The organism is Sulfitobacter litoralis, from assembly GCF_900103185.1.
GTDB classification, from domain to species: Bacteria; Pseudomonadota; Alphaproteobacteria; order Rhodobacterales; family Rhodobacteraceae; genus Sulfitobacter; species Sulfitobacter litoralis.
The window spans coordinates 106,354-124,967 of record NZ_FNJD01000002.1 but is presented as its reverse complement, the minus strand read 5'-3'; the positions used below and the strand labels follow the sequence as shown (position 1 = coordinate 124,967).

The window sequence follows — 18,614 nt, the reverse complement described above, 5'->3', positions numbered from 1 at the left end:
GCCCTTCATTGCGTTTTGTCGTAAATCAAACGGGGCGCGTAAAAACGCACCCCGCTGAGACTTGCGCTCTATAGGTCAGGTCACGCCATGTGGCAAGGGGTGAATCAGACGTTTCGCGCAAATCCGCCCTGTTCGCATGGCCTAGGGTGATCGTCAAAGTAGGAAAAAAGGCCAAATATGGCGCAGCGCAAGCACGATAAACGACAGGACTGTCGCAACGAGCGCAACAATAAAGCGCGCGCGTTTTTGCTCGCGTAGTTTGGACACCATCAACAGCTCATAAGCGAGCTCGTCTTCCCAATCCACCTCGGCCACGGCGGACCTAAGCGATTCGACCGTGGGATAACGCGAGGTCTGGACATAAAGCGCGCGACACACGCCTGCAGCTCCGCCGTCCGGCACCTTCGAAACAGATCGCCGCGATGGGTAAAGCACATAGCCAAATAGAAACAGCGGGGCCATGACCACGGACCAGAAGACCAGTACGTACATGATCCCGGACTGGTCAGCGCCGGGCAAGCCACCCACAACCGCCGCAACGATGTTCAGAGTAAATGTATATCCGATACCGACAATTTGAGCTTTTGTATCATAACCCCGCACCGTGGCCTGCGCCTCTTCCAGTGCGATCTGAAAATACTGCCGGCGGTGCGCAGCGCTGCTGGCATCAGAGCTGGGAAACATCATGGCTGCCTCTTCCTAGGGTAAAGATCTCTATGCGACACAATACAGCTTGGCCGCAGGTCGCCCGCAAAAAAGGCCGCCCCCTTGCAGGAGCGGCCTTCGTTTTGTCAGCTGTCAGCGGGGTAACCCGCTGATTGGCTTATTCGTTGATCTTGGAAACAACGCCCGCGCCAACGGTGCGGCCGCCTTCGCGGATCGCGAAACGCAGACCGTCTTCCATCGCGATGGGGGCGATCAGCTCAACGTCGAACTGCAGGTTGTCGCCGGGCATAACCATTTCAGTGCCTTCTGGCAGCTGAACGGTACCGGTGACGTCTGTTGTCCGGAAGTAGAACTGTGGACGGTAGTTCGCGAAGAACGGCGTGTGACGGCCACCCTCTTCCTTGGTGAGGATATAGGCTTCGGCTGTGAACTTGGTGTGCGGCTTAACCGAACCTGGCTTACACAGAACCTGACCACGCTCAACGCCTTCACGGTCAACGCCGCGCAGCAGCGCACCGATGTTGTCGCCAGCTTCACCGCGGTCCAGCAGTTTGCGGAACATTTCAACGCCGGTACAGGTGGTTTTCTTGGTGTCGCGGATGCCAACGATTTCGATTTCGTCGCCAACGTTGATCACGCCACGCTCAACACGGCCCGTCACAACTGTACCACGACCGGAGATCGAGAACACGTCTTCCACTGGCATCAGGAACGGCTGGTCAACAGCGCGTGCTGGTGTCGGGATGTATTCGTCAACAGCGGCCATCAGCGCGCGGATGGATTTCTCGCCGATTTCCTCATCGCGACCTTCCATAGCTGCCAGAGCGGAGCCAGGGATCACAGGCATGTCGTCGCCTGGGTAGTCGTAGGAAGACAGCAATTCGCGGATTTCCATTTCCACCAATTCCAGCAGCTCTTCGTCGTCAACCTGGTCAACTTTGTTCATGTAGACGACCATGGTTGGAATACCAACCTGGCGGCCCAGCAAGATGTGCTCGCGGGTTTGTGGCATGGGGCCATCAGCCGCGTTCACAACCAAGATCGCGCCGTCCATCTGAGCCGCACCGGTGATCATGTTTTTCACATAGTCAGCGTGGCCGGGGCAGTCGACGTGGGCGTAGTGACGTGCTTCGGTTTCATATTCAACGTGAGCGGTCGAAATAGTGATACCGCGTGCTTTTTCTTCGGGCGCGCCATCGATTTGGTCATAGGCGCGGAAGTCGCCGAAGTATTTCGTGATCGCAGCGGTCAACGTCGTTTTACCGTGGTCAACGTGACCAATGGTACCGATGTTAACGTGTGGTTTATTACGTTCAAACTTTGCCTTAGCCATGGTGCAGCCCTTTATATTAACGAGGGCCTGAAACCAGACCCAAACCTATCTGGCGGGCGATGTATTGGGTCTGGCGCATAAAATCAAGCACCTGTTGGCCAAACACCCCCCGAGAATTCATGTAAATGCGCGCTAGTTTTCAGTTACTGCCGGCGTAGAGGCGACTTCAGCCCGTTTGATGATCGCATCTGCAGGCCGCTCGAACCATCCTTCGGCCTTATTTTGCTTGACCAAATAATTTTCGATCGACTTTGCCGCATTCTGGCTGAGGTTCTTAAGCTGCTCTTCAGCAGTCTTGGTATAGCCTGACCCGACGATAGGGCCCTGATCCAAAGATTCGAACACGGTGATCTGATGCGGCTCGTCGGTGAGCTTCTTACCTGCGGCGTCATCCCAGACGGTGAGGTTCAGAATCATGATCGACTTGGGCGCAAGTACAAGCGGAATACCAGGAGGTGCCAAAACATACCCCTCAACACTGACGCCGAAATGATAGTTTCGCGTCCCGTCGTATCGGTCAAACCGTTCAGCAATGGCATCTTTGATGGCTGTGGTCAGAACATCTTTGCTGACTTCGCGGCTGATCGGCAGCTTCTGCACCTTCGGTGCGACGACAATATTATGATACAGGTTGAAATCTCCCAGCGGCACTGCCGGCTTGTCGAGATCAGACGCCCCGTTACACGCCGTAAGAACAACAATACTGATCAAAGCTGATAAAATTCGAACCACTTCAAGCCTCCTCGGCGCATTCATGCCTTCTGCGATACCCTAAGGCTGGTTCAGGTTCAACGTTTGCCACAGTGGCAGGGGCTGCTTTGCGTGCTACGGTGTGATCGCCTGTCCGAGGAGCAATATCATGGATCGTCCCCTGCCCGCCCGTGTGGCTTTGATTAACCGTCCCGTAGGCCTGCTTCGCAGCCTCGCGATGGCGCGTCGCAACGTGTTGAGCATTATTCCGGAGCTTGCTGTCAAACAGCCTATGGTATCGGGGAAAATGGGCAAACGCTGGCACATGGTGATGGACCCTACTGCTATTCGCGAAATGTTGCTTGATCGGGTGGATGACTATCCCAAGTCGCAAGTGACAAAGAACCTGTTACGTCCGGCCATTGGGGATTCGCTGTTCATCGCAGAGGGCGCACAGTGGCGGTGGCAACGCCGCGCAGTGGCACCCGCCTTTTCCCATCGAAATATGTTAAACTTGGCGCCAATTATGACTGCAGCGGCGGAGCGTTCAGCTGATCGGATTTCTTCCGCCGGACCAGCAGCCATAAACCTGCTGGACGAGATGGTGACGACGACGTTTGATGTGATTTCGGACGTAACATTTTCCGGTGGTGATGGTTTCGACCGTGGTGCCGTTCATCGGGCGATAGATGCCTACATCGCAGAAGCTGGAAAAATCAGCCTGTTCGACATTCTCGGGTTCCCCGATTGGCTACCGCGGCCTGGGCGCGCGATGTCTGGTCGCGCTCTTCGGGACATGAAGCGGATTGCCGATGACGCCATACGCGCGCGCGCGCAGCGTGGTACTAGCAAGATGCCGGACCTGCTGGACCTGCTGCTTGGCGGTGTCGATCCCGAGACCAAACGCCAAATGAATACGGCAGAGCTACGGGACAACTTACTGACGTTTATCGTCGCCGGACACGAGACGACCGCGCTCACCTTGTCATGGGCACTGTATCTGGTCGGGTTCGATCAAAAGGTTCAGGACAAAGCCCGCGCCGAAGCCCAGAGTGTCTTGGCAGGACGTGCGGCAACCGGCACGGATGTCGAACATCTGCCCTATATCCGTCAGATTATCGACGAAACGCTCCGCCTGTATCCGCCAGCCGGCATCATATCACGTACGGCACAAAAGCACGACATTCTGAGCCACAGGGAGGTCAAGCCAGGCGATACGGTGATGATTCCGATCTACGCACTTGGTCGCCATCGGCTGCTATGGGAAAACCCTGATGCTTTTGACCCTGACCGGTTCCGCAATCGCAAGGCAATCGATCGCTACGCCTATCTCCCTTTTGGCGACGGTCCGCGAATTTGTATCGGGGCCTCCTTCGCGCAGCAGGAAGCCGTGATCATCCTTGCAACATTGCTATCACGTTTCCGTTTCGCCCCAGTCGGCGGCAAAGATCCTGAGCCGGTTATGATATTGACACTGCGTCCCGAGGGCGGCGTCTGGTTAATAGCAACGCCCGTTTAACCAATGTCCTGCGACCGGCCACTTCCAACGCGGCCCCTACGGCAAGATAATACAAAATTGATACGGCAGAATGCTCACGGGTACTCCCCGGGGCGCCTACTGAGGCGTTTTAAGAATGTTCTTCGCTTCGTCAAAAGCTCCCGCGGACCTGTCGGTTATAATTCCAAGCCGTTTCACTATGGTAGTACGATACTGTCAAAAATCGCCTTCACCTCACCAGGGTGCCGTTCGGTGAACAAATCTGGCGCATTGCGTCCGTGAGGAAATTACCGTGTGGGAACAGGGACATCACCGCGATAGTCATAAAAGCCTCTTTGCGATTTGCGCCCCAACCATCCAGCTTCAACATATTTGGTAAGCAAGGGACAAGGGCGATATTTCGTATCAGCCAGACCGTCATGCAACACGTTCATAATGGCCAGACAGGTGTCCAGTCCGATGAAATCGGCAAGCTCTAGCGGGCCCATTGGGTGGTTCGCGCCAAGCTTCAAGGAGCTGTCAATCGACTCGACCGACCCCACCCCCTCATAAAGCGTATAAACAGCTTCGTTGATCATCGGCATCAAGATACGATTTACGATAAATGCCGGAAAATCTTCGGCCGATGCCGCCGTTTTTCCTAATTTTTCAACGACAGCACGGCAAGCCGCAAACGTTTCTTTATCCGTCGCGATCCCACGGATAAGCTCGACAAGCTGCATCACCGGAACCGGGTTCATGAAATGGAAACCCATGAATTTTTCGGGGCGGTCGGTTCGGCTTGCCAGTCTCGTGATTGAAATCGAGGACGTGTTCGACGTTAGGATTGTCGTCGGCTTGAGGTGGGGGATCAGATCTTCGAAGATCGCTTGTTTGACTGTTTCACGTTCGGTCGCCGCTTCGATCACAAGATCACTTTGCCCTAAATCAGCAAGCGCCTGTGTTGTAACGATTCTTTTCAAGGTTGCGTCACGGTCGGCTTCTGACACTTTCCCCCGCCCGACCTGCCGGTCCAGATTACCGGTGATCGTATCAACAGCCTTTTGCAGGGCCTCTGCGCTCACGTCAGTCAGCAGAACGTCATAGCCTGCCAAAGCCATTACATGGGCAATGCCATTGCCCATCTGGCCCGCGCCGACGATGCCTATTGTCTGGATATCCATGCGCTGTCCCCTCTTGTTTCGCTGCAGCATAAAGCGGGCGGGGTAGCAGCCGCAAGGGCCGGAATTCATGACAGCTTTTCATAAATCCGAACTTTAAGGGAATCGAAAATACTTAAGGCCATCCTATGCCCAGAATGAGTTGGCATAGGGCGTTAGCTATGAGTTGCGAAATAAGGAAGCTGGGGGGGCTTGACTATGCGTTGTGTCGCTATGGCGGGTCGAAGCTCAAATTTAGGGGACCGCGCCGGAATACCTCGGTCCCCTACGTGGCCTTTATGGGGGGGGCGAATACCTTTGGCCGTTATATAGCGCTGCCGTTTCCGACGCTTGTCGAACGTCAGGTGGCTTTGCCTTGCGTGAATCTTGGCACCCCAAGCGCCGGTGTTGACGTATTTATTCGCGACGACGAGATCATGCGTCTCGCCAGCGCAGCACAGGTCACTGTAGTGCAGATCATGGATGCGCATAATATGACCAACCGATACTATTCGGTTCACCCCCGACGAAACGACCGTTTTATAGCCCCGTCTGAACTCCTTTGCTCGATCTATCCAGAAGTCGATTTTGCGGAGTTTCATTTTACCCGCCACCTTTTGAACGCACTATGGACAGTGTCGAACACACGTTTTGAACTTGTGGTTAATGAATTGCAGGAAGCCTGGGTCGCACGCATGAGGCACCTTATTGGGCGCATGACCGGACCTTGCGTTCTGCTATGGCTGAGTGCCCATGACGAGGTACCAACGAACGATCCCGCCATCGGGTCCGCCCCCCTATTTGTGACACGCAGGATGATTGAACAGGTTGAACCCATGGCTGCAAAGCTGATTCAGGTTTCACCATCACCGCATGCCGTCTCTGAGGGCACAACGGGCATGGTCTTTCCGAAAGAGGAGAGAAAACAGGCGACCCAACTGGCTGGCGTTCGAGCACACCGTGAAATTGCAGATATTCTGGTGCCAGCAGTACGACGCTTTGCATAAAAAAAGGCCCGCCAAAATAGGCGGACCTTTTAGTTCATAATCCGGAAGGATTACAGTTTTTCAATAAGTTCCGGAACCGCTTCAAACAGATCAGCGACCAAACCATAATCAGCAACCTGAAAGATTGGTGCTTCTTCGTCTTTGTTGATGGCGACGATGATCTTGCTGTCTTTCATACCCGCCAAATGCTGGATCGCACCGGAAATGCCAACTGCGACATACAGCTCGGGTGCGACGACTTTGCCGGTCTGCCCGACCTGCCAGTCATTCGGAGCGTAACCGGAATCAACTGCGGCGCGCGATGCCCCTACAGCGGCACCCAGTTTGTCAGCCAGTTTTTCGATCAAAGCAAAGTCTTCTTCGGAGCCGACACCACGGCCGCCAGAAACAACAACGCCAGCCGATGTAAGCTCGGGCCGATCGCTTTCTGCGACATGATCTTCAACCCAGGAAGAAAGTCCAGGATCAGCCGCCGCAGAGACGGTTTCAACTGAAGCAGAGCCGCCGCCAGCCGCCGCATCGAATGTGGTAGTGCGGAAAGTGATGACTTTTTTCGCGTCCGATGACTTCACGGTTTGAATCGCGTTACCGGCATAGATCGGGCGTTCAAAGGTATCGGCATCTACAACACCGGACACATCTGACAGCAACATCACGTCGAGCAAAGCTGCAACGCGTGGCATAACGTTTTTGGCGTCTGTCGTCGCGGGTGCCGCGATGTGATCATACCCATCGGCGAGAGATACGATCAATGCTGCAGTTGATTCCGCAAGGCGATGGCCGAGTGTTTCATCTTCAGCAACCAAAACCTTGGAAACGCCGTCGATCTTGGCGGCCGCTTCACCCGCAGCTGCGGCAGAGCCGCCCGCGCAAAGTACAGTGACGTCGCCCAACATCTTGGCCGCGGAAACGGCCTTCGATGTCGCGTCGAGCGCCAATTCGCCGTCAGTTACTTCTGCAAGGAGTAGAACAGCCATTATACAGCCCCCGCTTCTTTAAGTTTGGCAACCAGTTCGTCAACCGACTCCACCTTGATGCCTGCAGCACGCTCTGCCGGCTCAACCGTCTTGATGATCTCCAAACTGTTGGAAACCTCAACGCCATAATCGGCGGGTGTTTTCTCATCCAAAGGCTTTTTCTTAGCCTTCATGATGTTAGGCAGCGACGCATAGCGTGGTTCGTTCAAACGCAGGTCCACGGTGACAACTGTAGGCATGGAAACCTTAATAGTCTGCAAACCGCCATCGACTTCACGTGTAACAACGGCGCTGTCCCCATCGATGTCGACTTTGGACGCGAATGTTGCTTGCGACCAACCGAGCAGAGCGGAAAGCATCTGGCCGGTAGCATTCATATCATTGTCGATCGCTTGCTTGCCACAAAGCACAAGGTTCGGCTGCTCTTCGTCGACAACACCCTTCAAGATCTTCGCGACGGTCAGAGGCTCGATGTCGTTGTGCACATCATCTGCAGCGACGATCAGAATGGCGCGATCTGCGCCCATTGCGAGTGCCGTGCGCAGCGTTTCCTGCGCCTGTTTCACGCCGATGGAGACGACCACAACTTCTTCGACCTGGCCGGCCTCTTTCATGCGGATCGCTTGTTCGACGGAAATCTCGTCAAACGGGTTCATCGACATCTTTACGTTGGCAAGATCAACACCCGTGCCGTCCGCTTTGACGCGTACTTTCACGTTGTAGTCGATCACGCGCTTTACAGGTACCAGTACCTTCATGAGCGTTCTCTCTCCTCAGTTGACGATCAAAGCCATTACGACCCAGATCATGTGAACTCTTCGTCGGTGTAACGAAGCAATCGAATGCAAAACAGTCAAAAATAGTAATTTATTGTCTTTCGACGCGGCGTTCCTGACTGTCAGCTTTAGCGATTTGCCCCCGGCACCCACAATACATCGTCTTTGCCGCCATTGTTTGACACTCGGGCAGCGACGAAAAACCAATCGCTGAGCCGGTTGAGATATTTGACGGTGGCGGGATTGATAGAATCTCTGTCTGCCAAGTGCACCGCAAGCCGTTCGGCGCGGCGGGCAACTGTCCGGCACACGTGCAAATGTGCGGCAAGTGCGGTGCCGCCAGGCAGAATAAAGCTGCGCAGCGGCGACAGATCAGCGTTCATCACGTCAATCTCACGCTCAAGCCTGTCGACTTGCTCGGCCGCGAGGCGCAGAGGCGGGTATTCGGCGTCTGCATCCGTTTCCATATCGGGGCGGCACAGGTCAGCGCCCAGGTCGAACAGGTCGTTCTGGATACGCGATAAGGCGGCATCGGTTTCGCCTTTCGCCTCAAGCCGCGCGACACCAACAAAACAGTTCAATTCGTCGGATGTGCCATATGCCTCGACCCGCAGGTCGTGTTTAGCCACACGGTCCCCATTCCCCAACGCGGTTTCGCCTTTGTCGCCGGTGCGGGTATAGATTTTATTAAGAACAACCATCAGCCAGCGTCCTTTCGCAGGTACACATATATGACGATGAGAACGACAGCGATGAACTGTGCGACGATGCGCATGCGCATAAGTTTATTTGAATTGCGCTTATTGAATTCTCCGCCACCAGCGAAGCCCCCAAGCCCAAAAATCAATACGATAACAACCGCGATCACGGCGATAACGGTTAGGATATACAACGGGTCAGCGAACATAAGCATCCTTTGTGTTGCTGAAAGATGTAGCGGGGTCATTCTTTAGCGCAACCCGAATTTATCGAGACAGCACCCAATCAAGGGCGCGTGTAGGTAAAATGCGCCTTAAAATGCCCGAGATATGTGTAGGCGTCGTGACATAATAACGCGGTCGGGGCCTGTCGGATTCAAGCGCATGGATGAGTTTGTCGACTACAGCTTGCGGCGGAAGTTCGAACCGGTCCGGCTCTCGCTGCGTATACAGCCTATCCAAAAGCTGCTTTTCGTACTGTGTTTTTCGAGGTGACGTTTCCCAGCTAATCCAGCGCTCGAAATGCGGAATAGAATTCGCGCGAATATTAGAGGTGATTGGTCCAGGCTCGATTAAACTCACGTGAATTGGAGTGTCGCGAAGCTCAATTCGCAGGGTATCGGTCAACCCTTCCAGCGCAAACTTGGTCGCATTATATGCACCACGCCATGGCATCGTGACCAGACCAAGGACTGACGAACACTGAATAATTCGTCCGTGACCCTGCGCCCGCATGACAGGAAGTATGCTGCTTGTCAGCTCGTGCCAGCCGAAAAAATTGCTTTCAAAAATCTCTCTTAAAGCGGCTGTTGGCAAATCTTCCACTGCCCCTGGAGTTGCGTGGGCACCATTATTATAAAGGGCATCCAGCCTACCACCCGTGAGTTCAAGAACGTGATTAACCGCGGCAGAGATGGTAGCCGTATCAGTATAGTCAAGCTGCGGCGCATCGAACCCTTCGGCGATAAGCCGATCGCAATCCCGCTGCTGACGGCACGACGCAAAAACGCTCCAACCACGTTTCCGCAAGGCGTGCGCCGCAGCATATCCGATACCCGACGAGCATCCGGTAATCAGTATAGAGCGTTGCGCCGCTCCGCCGCTAATTCTGGTCACGCCTGCGATCAGCCGCTCGAGAGGAGAAAATCAGCCATCCACCCTTCTTGGCCACCACCCAATGAACGCATCTTCACCCATCCGTCGCCGTTGTCGTGGATCACTTCCACCGAATCGCCACGACCGAGTTTGGTAACAACCTGATAATCGGTTCCCGGACCACCGCGTACATTTACACGATTCCCTGATACGGAGCGGATAGCGGTGTCGGAACCAACTTCAATTAAGGTCGTCTCAGTATCACCGGGCGCGATCAAGCTTGGAATAACAATCGGTGCAGTGTTCGCAGTGATGTCATTGTTGCCAGGCTTAGCTACATTGTCGTCTAGGGTGCGCAACGAGGTCAGCGAGACGGAAACATTTTGCACCTCTGATGCATTACCGGAACTTGATCCTGGCACGAAAGATGCGGGTGTCGGTGCAATAGGAGCAGATGCGACTGCTCGGGAGATAACAGCGGGCTCGACCACATTCCGAGTTCTGTCCGCGGCAACTTTCTGAATCACAAGCGAGGGCTCGCCATCACTTGCAGCGATGCGCGCACTGGCTGGCTGAAAATCAACGCCGCCGCTCATTTCGAAGAATGCCCAACCCAGAAAGCCAAAAGTTAGAAAAATAAACCGTTTCATCGCACATCCCCCGAAGTATTGACTGGCACCGTGTCGGTGCGAGGCTTTCTAAGCCCTCTTGTGAGGCATAACACAAATGCTGGGTAAAACGTTCCAACATGATTGAAACATTAGCTGCTAAGGGCCATGCGCATCGGACGAAGCATGCACACTCCAAACAGTCGCTTGCCGCGTCGCGCGCCCTTAGCTAAACAAGGAAAATGTCAGATATAACCACCCCCGCCGATCAAAATTCTCGCAATTCGTCAGAGCCATTGCGCCGCGCCCTGGGGGACCGGTATCTGACCTATGCGCTTTCCACCATTATGCACCGCGCGCTGCCCGATGCGCGCGATGGTTTGAAGCCCGTACACCGACGCATCTTATTTGCAATGCGTGAACTGAGGCTTAACAGCACCGGGGGATTCCGGAAGTCCGCAAAAATTTCCGGTGATGTGATGGGGAACTATCACCCCCACGGTGACGCCGCGATTTATGATGCGATGGCGCGTCTCGCTCAAGATTTTAACGTGCGTTATCCGTTGGTTGACGGGCAAGGTAACTTTGGCAACATCGATGGCGATAACCCTGCCGCAAGCCGCTACACCGAAGCGCGGATGACAGCCGTTGCCGAAGCCATGCTCGAGGGCTTGAACGAAAATGCTGTCGATTTTAGGGAAAACTACGACGGCACGCTGACAGAGCCCGTTGTTTTGCCGGCGCAGTTCCCGAACCTTTTGGCGAATGGGTCGTCGGGCATTGCGGTCGGGATGGCGACCAACATACCGCCGCATAACATTTCGGAACTCGTCGACGCGTGCATTCACCTCATCAAGACACCCGACGCGCGTGATGATACTTTGCTTAATTTTGTCCCGGGCCCCGATTTCCCCACCGGCGGTATCATCGTCGAACCCCCTGAAAACATTGCAAACGCATATCGCACTGGCAAAGGCGGCTTCCGCCTGCGGTGCCGCTGGGAGACCGAAGATCTAGGCCGCGGTGCATGGCAGATCGTCGTTACCGAAATCCCCTATCAGGTACAAAAATCGAAGCTCATAGAGAAGATCGCCGAGCTGATTCAGACCAAGAAGATCCCGATTTTGGGCGATGTGCGAGACGAATCGGCAGAGGATATCCGGCTGATTATTGAGCCCCGCTCGAAGAACGTCGATCCCGAGGTGCTCATGGGCATGCTGTATCGTAGCTCGGATCTCGAGGTGCGGTTCTCTCTCAATATGAACGTGCTGATCGATGGCGTGACACCCAAAGTGTGCTCGATGAAGGAAGTGCTGCGCGCGTTTCTGGATCACCGTCGTGAAGTGCTGCAGCGACGTTCTGCGTATCGCATGGAGAAGATCGATCATCGGCTTGAGGTCCTCGAGGGCTTCATCATCGCCTTCCTGAACCTCGATCGCGTCATTGATATCATTCGCTATGACGATGACCCGAAATCCGCGCTGATGATGGAAGATTGGGGCAAGGAACATGCGCGTGCGTTGAACGAGTCCAGCTATGTGCCGCCTGCCCCGTCTACCGAGCACTCTCTCTCCGAAGTTCAGGCCGACGCCATTTTGAACATGCGTTTGCGGTCATTACGACGCCTGGAGGAAATCGAACTTCTTCGCGAACAATCCGCGCTGATCGCGGAACGCGCTGGCCTCGAAGACCTGTTGGAAAACGAAGCGACCCAGTGGACAACGATCGTTGACCAGTTGCGCGAGACTAAAAAGAAGTTTGGCAAGGATTGGACACTAGACGGCAAAAACGTTGGTCGTCGCAGAACAAGCTTTGCCGAGGCCGGCGTGGTCGAAGAAGTCCCACTTGAGGCGATGATCGACCGCGAGCCGATCACTGTGGTCTGCTCGCAAATGGGGTGGATCCGCGCAATGACCGGCCACATCGATCTTAACCGAGAGCTGAAGTTCAAAGACGGCGATGGGCCCCGCTTTATCTTTCACGCAGAGACAACAGACAGGTTGCTCGTTTTCGGCACGAATGGGCGATTCTATACACTTTCTGCCTCCACCCTGCCCGGCGGGCGTGGAATGGGAGAGCCGTTGCGCTTGATGGTTGATCTGCCGAACGAGGTTCAAATTGTCGATATCTTGATCCACAAGCCCGGGCGCAAGCTCTTGGTCGCGTCATCAGCCGGTGATGGCTTCGTTGTGCCAGAAGACGAGGTGTTGGCGCAAACTCGGACCGGCCGACAGGTTCTGAATGTGCGCGGAGACGTCAAAGCGATGATCTGTGCGCCTGTGGCGGGAAACGCAGTTGCTGTCGTTGGTGAGAACCGCAAGGTCTTGGTCTTTGGCTTAGATGAGCTCCCAGAGATGGGTCGCGGCAAAGGCGTTCGACTGCAGAAATACAAAGATGGTGGTATGTCAGATGCAATCACCTTCAATGCCGAGAATGGCCTAAGCTGGCAAGATCCGGCGGGTCGCACGCGCACTGAACCCGACTTGACTGAATGGACTGGAAAACGGGCTACTGCGGGGCGAATGGCCCCACGTGGTTTCCCGCGTGACAACCGCTTCGGTTGATCGTGTGGTGCGCGTCATCTCGGAGCAATCTTTGTCTAAGCGTATTTGACGAGCACCTGTCGTCAACAACTGCGCCGATCAGACCTGACGAACACCGCCCCACAGGAGCACGCCGCACAACTTGATTTATCAAATTAGATCAGAAGGTTACTCTTCAAGCGAAAGCGTATGCGCCCGAAGCCAAGCCATAAAGCCACGCGGGTCATCTATGTTCGCGCTCATCTGTTCCGGCGTCAGCGCATGACCTACGATCGGACCCTGGGGCTTATTGCAGGCATGGACGATCTCGTGCAGTAGCAACCCCTGCCGCAAAATTGGCGATATTCTATTTGCGATTTGATAGGCGCGGCTGTTTTCACCGGGAAACCGCATCGGCACAACCTTTGCCCCCGATCGGCGGATCATTTTCGCGGTAAAGACATTCCACTCTGCTTCGATCGCCGGACCAAACATGGTATCAGAGGCGGCGACGACGCCTGACGGGAAAAGCGCGACAACGCCGCCCGCCTTCAGGTGTGCCATCGCTTTCGCGCGCATTTCGACACCCTTACGTTGTGCATCGGGATCGTGAGCAAACGGCACCGGGATCATATAGCTGCCCGCGACTTCGTCGATTGAGGTTAACAACGATCGAGTGAGGATGCGGTAATCGGGCCGGACCCGACCGATAAGATCCGCGAAAATCATGCCGTCGACCATTCCGTGCGGGTGGTTCGCAACGACGACGACGGGTCCGCTTTTCGGAATTCGGTTCAACTGCTCCTGCGGCGTTGTCAGGTCGATGCCCATGGTATCCAGCGCAGCGCGCCAGAATCCCTGCCCAGTCGGTGCCCCTTGTTTTTCAAACTGACGGATCAGGCGGAGCACTTTGAGTTTGCCGGTGAACAGCTCAATAGCGCTGATGAGACCTGACTTTACCGGGTGATCGAATGTAGAGGCATAGGAAAGGCTGCTGCGATCATATTTGGTGAAGGTTACCGGCTCGCCGGTTCCATCATTTAACAACGGCGCGGGTCCGCTTTGCGCATTCTCCGTCATATTTTCAACCTTATACCCTTCAAGGCAACCGACAACGGCCATGGCAAACCGGCGATCAGTTGCCCTCACCGAACTTATCAGCCACCAAGGCTGTCAGGGCATCTGCGAGCGCCTCCTGATCAGGGCCAGACGTCTGCACATCAATCATGCACCCTTTCGAAGCCGCGAGCATAAGCAAGCCCATAATGCTGTCACCCGACGCCGACATGCCGTCTTTGCTGACTTCCGCACGTGCGTCGAACGCTTCGACAACTTCGACCAATTTGGCAGAGGCGCGCGCGTGCAAGCCTTTTTCATTTACAATTTTCAGTGAAACTTGAGTCATATAATAGGGCCTTACTATTCCGCACTAACGTTCTGGCTATCAATGTACTTCCTACCAGCCGCCAAAGCTGCGCGCACCGCTTCGGGCACTTCCAAGTCACGGGACTTGGCCAGCTTGATCAACATGGGGAGGTTTGCGCCATAAAGGATGCGGCGATTTTCGGGGCGACACGCAAGCAAGCTAAGGTTCGAAGGTGACCCGCCAAAAAGATCGGTCACGACAACCACCCCGTTACCAGTGTCCACGGCATCGGCGGCCTGACAGATTTCTTGCTGCTTCTCGGTGCGATCGTGGTCCGCGTAAATCGCAATAGCGCGCACACCATTTTGCGACCCGACGACATGCTCGATCGCGGCCAAATACTCCTTGGCCAACCCGCCGTGTGCAACAATCACAATACCAATCAACGCGATGTCTCTTCCCGTTTGCTACGATCTAATTCGCGGTGCCTAACCGAAACTTGCCAGCCGTCTTTCGACAGGCTGGATGCGAGATATTCGGCCAAAGTTACGGACCGGTGTTGCCCCCCTGTGCAGCCGAACGCAAGAGAGATATGTGATTTCCCTTCGGTCTTGCAGGCGGGCAGGACCAATTGACACAGAGATTTTACCTGTGTCGCAAAGTTTGCGAACAAGGGATCGGCACCAACGTAGTCAGCCACAGGTTGCTGGGTGCCATTCATGCTCCGCAGCGCGGGTTCCCAATAGGGGTTTCGCAGGAAGCGGCAGTCGAAGACCATATCAGCACTGCGCGGTAACCCGCGTTTATACGAGAATGACTGGACCGATACAGTCAAGTGCCGTGCGCCATCAGGCGAGAACCAGCGCTCTACCTCTGATCTGAGCTGATGCACATTCAGGTCTGATGTATCAATTAAAACGTCCGCGATCGCTAAAACCGGTTCAAGCAGTTCTTTCTCACGCACGATACCCTCAATAGGTGTCGCGGACGCAGCCATCGGGTGGCGCCTGCGCGTTTCCGAAAACCGGCGTAGCAGTACGTTGGTATCGCAATCGAGGTAAAGAAGTTCGATGTCGATGTCAGGACGTGATCGCATGTCCGCCATTAACTCAATAACGCGGTCCGTCGAAAAATCGCGATTGCGCAGGTCAACGCCAAGAGCCATCGGACGCAGTTGGCCTGGTGCCTCGATCAACGCACGCAACATCCGCATCGGGCTATTATCAATCGCTTCGAAACCGGCATCCTCCAACACATTCAACGTGGAAGACCGCCCTGCCCCTGCCGGACCGGTCACAAGCACAATTCGCCGATTGGATGTCATTGCCTCAGTCATCTGCTGGGTAGTCCATCATATTTGCCATCAAGTAAACAGAAGCAGCGAAATGTGGCCCATCGCACCGCCTAAGACATCGTAGAGCGACGCCCATTACCTCTTCGTAGCGTATTTCGGGAAGGCGGTCGGGTTCATCGTTGTCCAGATCTATTAAGAGGTAGATCGGAATTTCAGTTTCGTATTTCAAGGCCAGTATCCCGATGCCGCGCGCTTCGATCAGGCCTTGTATCGCGTCGGGCGGGCTAGCGATGAGCCGATTATCGTGCTTAATCAGCCCTGTACGGTCATCCGACACAAGCTCGGCCCCCATTGCAATCAGCTGCAATGCCAGCGCAGATTTCCCGCTGCCCGAAGCACCGCGTATCATCACACCACGCCCCTTAACGGACACGGTCGTGGCGTGGATCGTGGTCGTCGGTGACATCGGCTTCAGATCGGCAATCCAACCACAAAGCGCGCGCCAAGAGGGTCAGAGGTGATATCGGCATCGGTCGGCCGAATATTTTCGGCCCAGATGACACCACCATGCGCCTCTACGATTTGCTTCGAAATCGCGAGCCCTAGCCCAGAGTTATTACCAAAATGCTCTTCGGGGCGCTCCGAGTAGAAACGTTTGAAAATCTTCGAGAGCGCTTGTTCCGGGATGCCCGGACCGGTGTCTTCTACGACAACGAGAATGCGATTTTCACGCATGCGCGCCCAGACACGTATTGCATCGCCATCTTCACAAAACGACACGGCATTGCTGATCAAATTCACAAAAACCTGCGCCAAACGGGCTTCGAGGCCATGAACGATAATCGGCTGTTCTGGCAGATCAGTTATAAAGTCGATGCCGCGTTTGCGTGCGTCTTCCCCCAGATACTGACCCAAATTGCCGATCATCATGAGCAAATCAAAGGGCTCTTCCTCTTCTTTGACCAGCTCACTGTCCAGACGCGACGCGTTCGAAATATCGCTAACCAGACGGTCCAATCGGCGCACATCGTGGTCGATGACGTCGAGCAGCTTTTCGCGTTGGTCTTCTCGCTTGATCAAGCGCAACGTGCCAACAGCCGATCGCAAAGAGGCGAGCGGGTTTTTAATCTCATGCGCGACGTCAGCCGCAAATTGCTCGTTTCCGTCTATTCGGTTGTAAAGCGCCGACACCATACCGCGCAGCGCCCCTGAGAGCCGACCGATTTCATCGGGGCGTGCCGTCAGATCCGGAATACGGATTCGGCCGGGATTCATTTTTCGCGCATCTTTGTCGCGCCCCAGCTCGGCGGCTGCCGCCAAATCTGATAGCGGGTTCGCAATGGTCGAAGCCAGCACGATACTCAGACCGATAGAGACCAGCGTCGCAATGACAAACATCTGGAGGACCCGCTCGCGCTCATCCCGCACAAGCCTATCGATTTCCCCCGCTGCCGAGGTAACGGCGACTACACCTATTGGCATACCATCATGAACGATAGGCGTTGCGACCGAGAAAAGCGTTCCCCCCGCGCCAACAAGATCATTCCCCATCCGGGTGCCACTGACGAGAGCACCAGAGACCAGCGGCCGCAACTGCTCTGCTACCGGGACAGTCTCAGCCAGCGTGGCTGCACCAAAGGATGCGGACAGCACACCCCAAAGCCAGCTTAGCCCATCAGAAATGAGGGCTGTATCCCCAGGATCCGAAATCTCAGAGATCGTATCGCTTTGCCCTGCGTTTTGAGCAACCAAATCGACGGATGTATCAAAGATAAAAACTTCGATCCCACTACGCAGGTCAAGCCGCTCAAGGCTTGCCCGCGCGTTCTCCGCCCCCGCCAACCCGTCAGGAATGCCCCCCGCCGCTAGCTGTGCCTCGAACACATCTGCAATAAGTTCTGCCTCAGAGATAAGCGAGGCACCCCGTTGTACGGCCAAGCTATCTCGGGAGGAATTAAGATAGAGTATACCGGCGGCCAAAACATTCAGCGCAATTAAGTTGAATGTGATTATTTTTCGGGTCAACGGCGACGCGCGCAACGCAAACAGGCCGCGCCGTGCACGTTTTCCGCGCAATTCATCTGTCGCGATTTTGTCCGGAGCGACCCAGTCGTCACCCAATACAACATCACCGTCCCGATTAGGCGTGGTCATGTCCCGCACAAAATTCCTTTCGACAATGGCCATGGCTCAGATCACTCTTCGTTGTATCTGTAACCGATGCCGTACAGCGTTTCGATCGCGGAAAACTCCTCGTCCGCTGACCGCATCTTTTTACGCAAGCGCTTGATATGGCTATCGATGGTACGATCATCGACATACACTTGGTCATCGTACGCAACATCCATCAGCTGGTCGCGTGATTTTACAAAACCAGGACGTTGAGCCAACGCTTGTAATAGCAAAAATTCAGTTACAGTCAGCGAGACATCCTTGCCCTTCCAACTGACAGCATGGCGCAGCGGGTCCATCCGCAAGTCGCCACGCTCAATTACTTTAGTTTCTTCAGTGTCGCCAACTTCGTTCGTTTCAACAGCATCTTGGCGGCGCAACAACGCACGAATACGCTCAACCAAAAGGCGTTGGCTGAAAGGCTTTTTGACATAATCGTCGGCCCCCATTCGCAGGCCAAGCACTTCATCGATTTCGTCGTCTTTGGACGTCAGGAAGATCACGGGCATCGCAGTTTTCTGCCGCAGCCGTTGCAACAGATCCATACCGTCCATGCGAGGCATTTTGATATCCAGCACCGCCATATCGGGCAGCTTTTTGTTGAATGCGTCCAACGCGGCCTGACCGTCATTATAGGTTTCGACCTCAAAACCTTCGGCTTCTAAAGTCATAGAGACCGACGTTAGGATATTCCTATCGTCGTCCACCAATGCAATTTTTGACATTGCCTGTTCCCTTTATATTCTGCTCAACTGCTAAATATTTTTTCTTCT

Annotated in this window: 20 protein-coding genes; 3 read left to right on the top strand and 17 right to left on the bottom strand. The window is 54.7% G+C overall.

The genetic code is table 11. The features are described 5' to 3' along the window. Nucleotides 1-153: 153 nt before the first annotated feature. The 3 genes from BLQ98_RS02455 to BLQ98_RS02445 form a co-directional block, all read right to left on the bottom strand. The gene (locus tag BLQ98_RS02455) at nucleotides 154-687 is read right to left on the bottom strand and encodes a Pycsar system effector family protein (protein WP_093731765.1); all 534 of its coding nucleotides are present in this window, start codon (nucleotides 685-687) and stop codon (nucleotides 154-156) included. Between the two features lie 136 nt (nucleotides 688-823). Further along, entirely contained in the window at nucleotides 824-1,999 is a 1,176-nt protein-coding gene (gene tuf / locus BLQ98_RS02450; protein WP_093731764.1) for an elongation factor Tu, read from the bottom strand. A 132-nt stretch (nucleotides 2,000-2,131) separates the two neighbouring features. After that, the gene (locus BLQ98_RS02445; RefSeq protein WP_237271219.1) at nucleotides 2,132-2,755 is read right to left on the bottom strand and encodes a hypothetical protein; all 624 of its coding nucleotides are present in this window, start codon (nucleotides 2,753-2,755) and stop codon (nucleotides 2,132-2,134) included. 103 nt (nucleotides 2,756-2,858) lie between these two features. Here BLQ98_RS02445 and BLQ98_RS02440 point away from each other — a divergent pair, with 103 nt between their 5' ends. Beyond that, complete coding sequence (locus tag BLQ98_RS02440) at nucleotides 2,859-4,208, top strand: cytochrome P450 (RefSeq protein ID WP_093731762.1); 1,350 nt, start codon at nucleotides 2,859-2,861, stop codon at nucleotides 4,206-4,208. A 266-nt stretch (nucleotides 4,209-4,474) separates the two neighbouring features. On the opposite strand, the gene BLQ98_RS02435 is transcribed toward BLQ98_RS02440, so the two are convergent. Beyond that, nucleotides 4,475-5,350 (bottom strand): 3-hydroxybutyryl-CoA dehydrogenase, encoded by an 876-nt coding sequence (locus BLQ98_RS02435; protein ID WP_093731761.1) that lies wholly within the window; start codon nucleotides 5,348-5,350, stop codon nucleotides 4,475-4,477. Between the two features lie 125 nt (nucleotides 5,351-5,475). On the opposite strand from BLQ98_RS02435, the gene BLQ98_RS02430 reads away from it, so the two are divergent. Next, nucleotides 5,476-6,333, top strand: a complete 858-nt coding sequence (locus BLQ98_RS02430; protein ID WP_336885945.1) for a DUF6473 family protein — start codon at nucleotides 5,476-5,478, stop codon at nucleotides 6,331-6,333. A gap of 50 nt (nucleotides 6,334-6,383) precedes the next feature. Here BLQ98_RS02430 and BLQ98_RS02425 read toward each other — a convergent pair whose 3' ends face one another. From BLQ98_RS02425 to BLQ98_RS02400, 6 genes are all read right to left on the bottom strand, one after another. Beyond that, nucleotides 6,384-7,310 carry an electron transfer flavoprotein subunit alpha/FixB family protein gene (locus BLQ98_RS02425; protein WP_093731760.1) on the bottom strand — a complete coding sequence of 309 codons (927 nt, stop codon included), beginning with the start codon at nucleotides 7,308-7,310 and terminating at the stop codon, nucleotides 6,384-6,386. After that, complete coding sequence (locus BLQ98_RS02420) at nucleotides 7,310-8,068, bottom strand: electron transfer flavoprotein subunit beta/FixA family protein (RefSeq protein ID WP_093731759.1); 759 nt, start codon at nucleotides 8,066-8,068, stop codon at nucleotides 7,310-7,312. The genes BLQ98_RS02425 and BLQ98_RS02420 overlap by 1 nt, the downstream gene beginning before the upstream one ends. Nucleotides 8,069-8,214: 146 nt before the next feature. Beyond that, nucleotides 8,215-8,787 (bottom strand): cob(I)yrinic acid a,c-diamide adenosyltransferase, encoded by a 573-nt coding sequence (locus tag BLQ98_RS02415; RefSeq protein ID WP_093731758.1) that lies wholly within the window; start codon nucleotides 8,785-8,787, stop codon nucleotides 8,215-8,217. After that, nucleotides 8,787-8,993, bottom strand: coding sequence for a twin transmembrane helix small protein (locus BLQ98_RS02410; RefSeq protein ID WP_093731757.1), 207 nt, complete (start codon nucleotides 8,991-8,993; stop codon nucleotides 8,787-8,789). Before BLQ98_RS02410 ends, BLQ98_RS02415 begins: the two co-directional genes overlap by 1 nt. A 58-nt stretch (nucleotides 8,994-9,051) precedes the next feature. After that, nucleotides 9,052-9,900 carry an SDR family oxidoreductase gene (locus tag BLQ98_RS02405; RefSeq protein WP_237271217.1) on the bottom strand — a complete coding sequence of 283 codons (849 nt, stop codon included), beginning with the start codon at nucleotides 9,898-9,900 and terminating at the stop codon, nucleotides 9,052-9,054. Between the two features lie 8 nt (nucleotides 9,901-9,908). Next, nucleotides 9,909-10,529, bottom strand: coding sequence for an SH3 domain-containing protein (locus BLQ98_RS02400; RefSeq protein WP_093731756.1), 621 nt, complete (start codon nucleotides 10,527-10,529; stop codon nucleotides 9,909-9,911). 200 nt (nucleotides 10,530-10,729) lie between these two features. Between BLQ98_RS02400 and BLQ98_RS02395 the strand changes: the two genes are divergently transcribed. Continuing rightward, the gene (locus BLQ98_RS02395) at nucleotides 10,730-13,051 is read left to right on the top strand and encodes a DNA topoisomerase IV subunit A (protein WP_093731755.1); all 2,322 of its coding nucleotides are present in this window, start codon (nucleotides 10,730-10,732) and stop codon (nucleotides 13,049-13,051) included. Between the two features lie 147 nt (nucleotides 13,052-13,198). Here BLQ98_RS02395 and BLQ98_RS02390 read toward each other — a convergent pair whose 3' ends face one another. Genes BLQ98_RS02390 through BLQ98_RS02360 form a run of 7 tightly spaced genes read right to left on the bottom strand, consistent with a single transcriptional unit; the run spans nucleotide 13,199 to nucleotide 18,566 of the window. Beyond that, on the bottom strand, nucleotides 13,199-14,089 hold the full coding sequence (locus BLQ98_RS02390) for a lysophospholipid acyltransferase family protein (protein ID WP_093731940.1): 891 nt from the start codon (nucleotides 14,087-14,089) through the stop codon (nucleotides 13,199-13,201). A gap of 55 nt (nucleotides 14,090-14,144) precedes the next feature. After that, nucleotides 14,145-14,414 (bottom strand): HPr family phosphocarrier protein, encoded by a 270-nt coding sequence (locus BLQ98_RS02385; protein ID WP_093731754.1) that lies wholly within the window; start codon nucleotides 14,412-14,414, stop codon nucleotides 14,145-14,147. A 14-nt stretch (nucleotides 14,415-14,428) separates the two neighbouring features. Further along, complete coding sequence (locus BLQ98_RS02380; RefSeq protein ID WP_093731753.1) at nucleotides 14,429-14,821, bottom strand: PTS sugar transporter subunit IIA; 393 nt, start codon at nucleotides 14,819-14,821, stop codon at nucleotides 14,429-14,431. After that, on the bottom strand, nucleotides 14,818-15,711 hold the full coding sequence (rapZ, locus tag BLQ98_RS02375; RefSeq protein ID WP_093731752.1) for an RNase adapter RapZ: 894 nt from the start codon (nucleotides 15,709-15,711) through the stop codon (nucleotides 14,818-14,820). Before rapZ ends, BLQ98_RS02380 begins: the two co-directional genes overlap by 4 nt. Next, complete coding sequence (locus tag BLQ98_RS02370) at nucleotides 15,704-16,135, bottom strand: HPr kinase/phosphorylase (RefSeq protein WP_093731751.1); 432 nt, start codon at nucleotides 16,133-16,135, stop codon at nucleotides 15,704-15,706. Before BLQ98_RS02370 ends, rapZ begins: the two co-directional genes overlap by 8 nt. Before the next feature lie 5 nt (nucleotides 16,136-16,140). Beyond that, nucleotides 16,141-17,823, bottom strand: coding sequence for a sensor histidine kinase (locus tag BLQ98_RS02365; protein ID WP_244148364.1), 1,683 nt, complete (start codon nucleotides 17,821-17,823; stop codon nucleotides 16,141-16,143). 41 nt (nucleotides 17,824-17,864) lie between these two features. Then, nucleotides 17,865-18,566, bottom strand: a complete 702-nt coding sequence (locus BLQ98_RS02360) for a response regulator transcription factor (protein ID WP_093731749.1) — start codon at nucleotides 18,564-18,566, stop codon at nucleotides 17,865-17,867. Nucleotides 18,567-18,614: the final 48 nt, after the last annotated feature.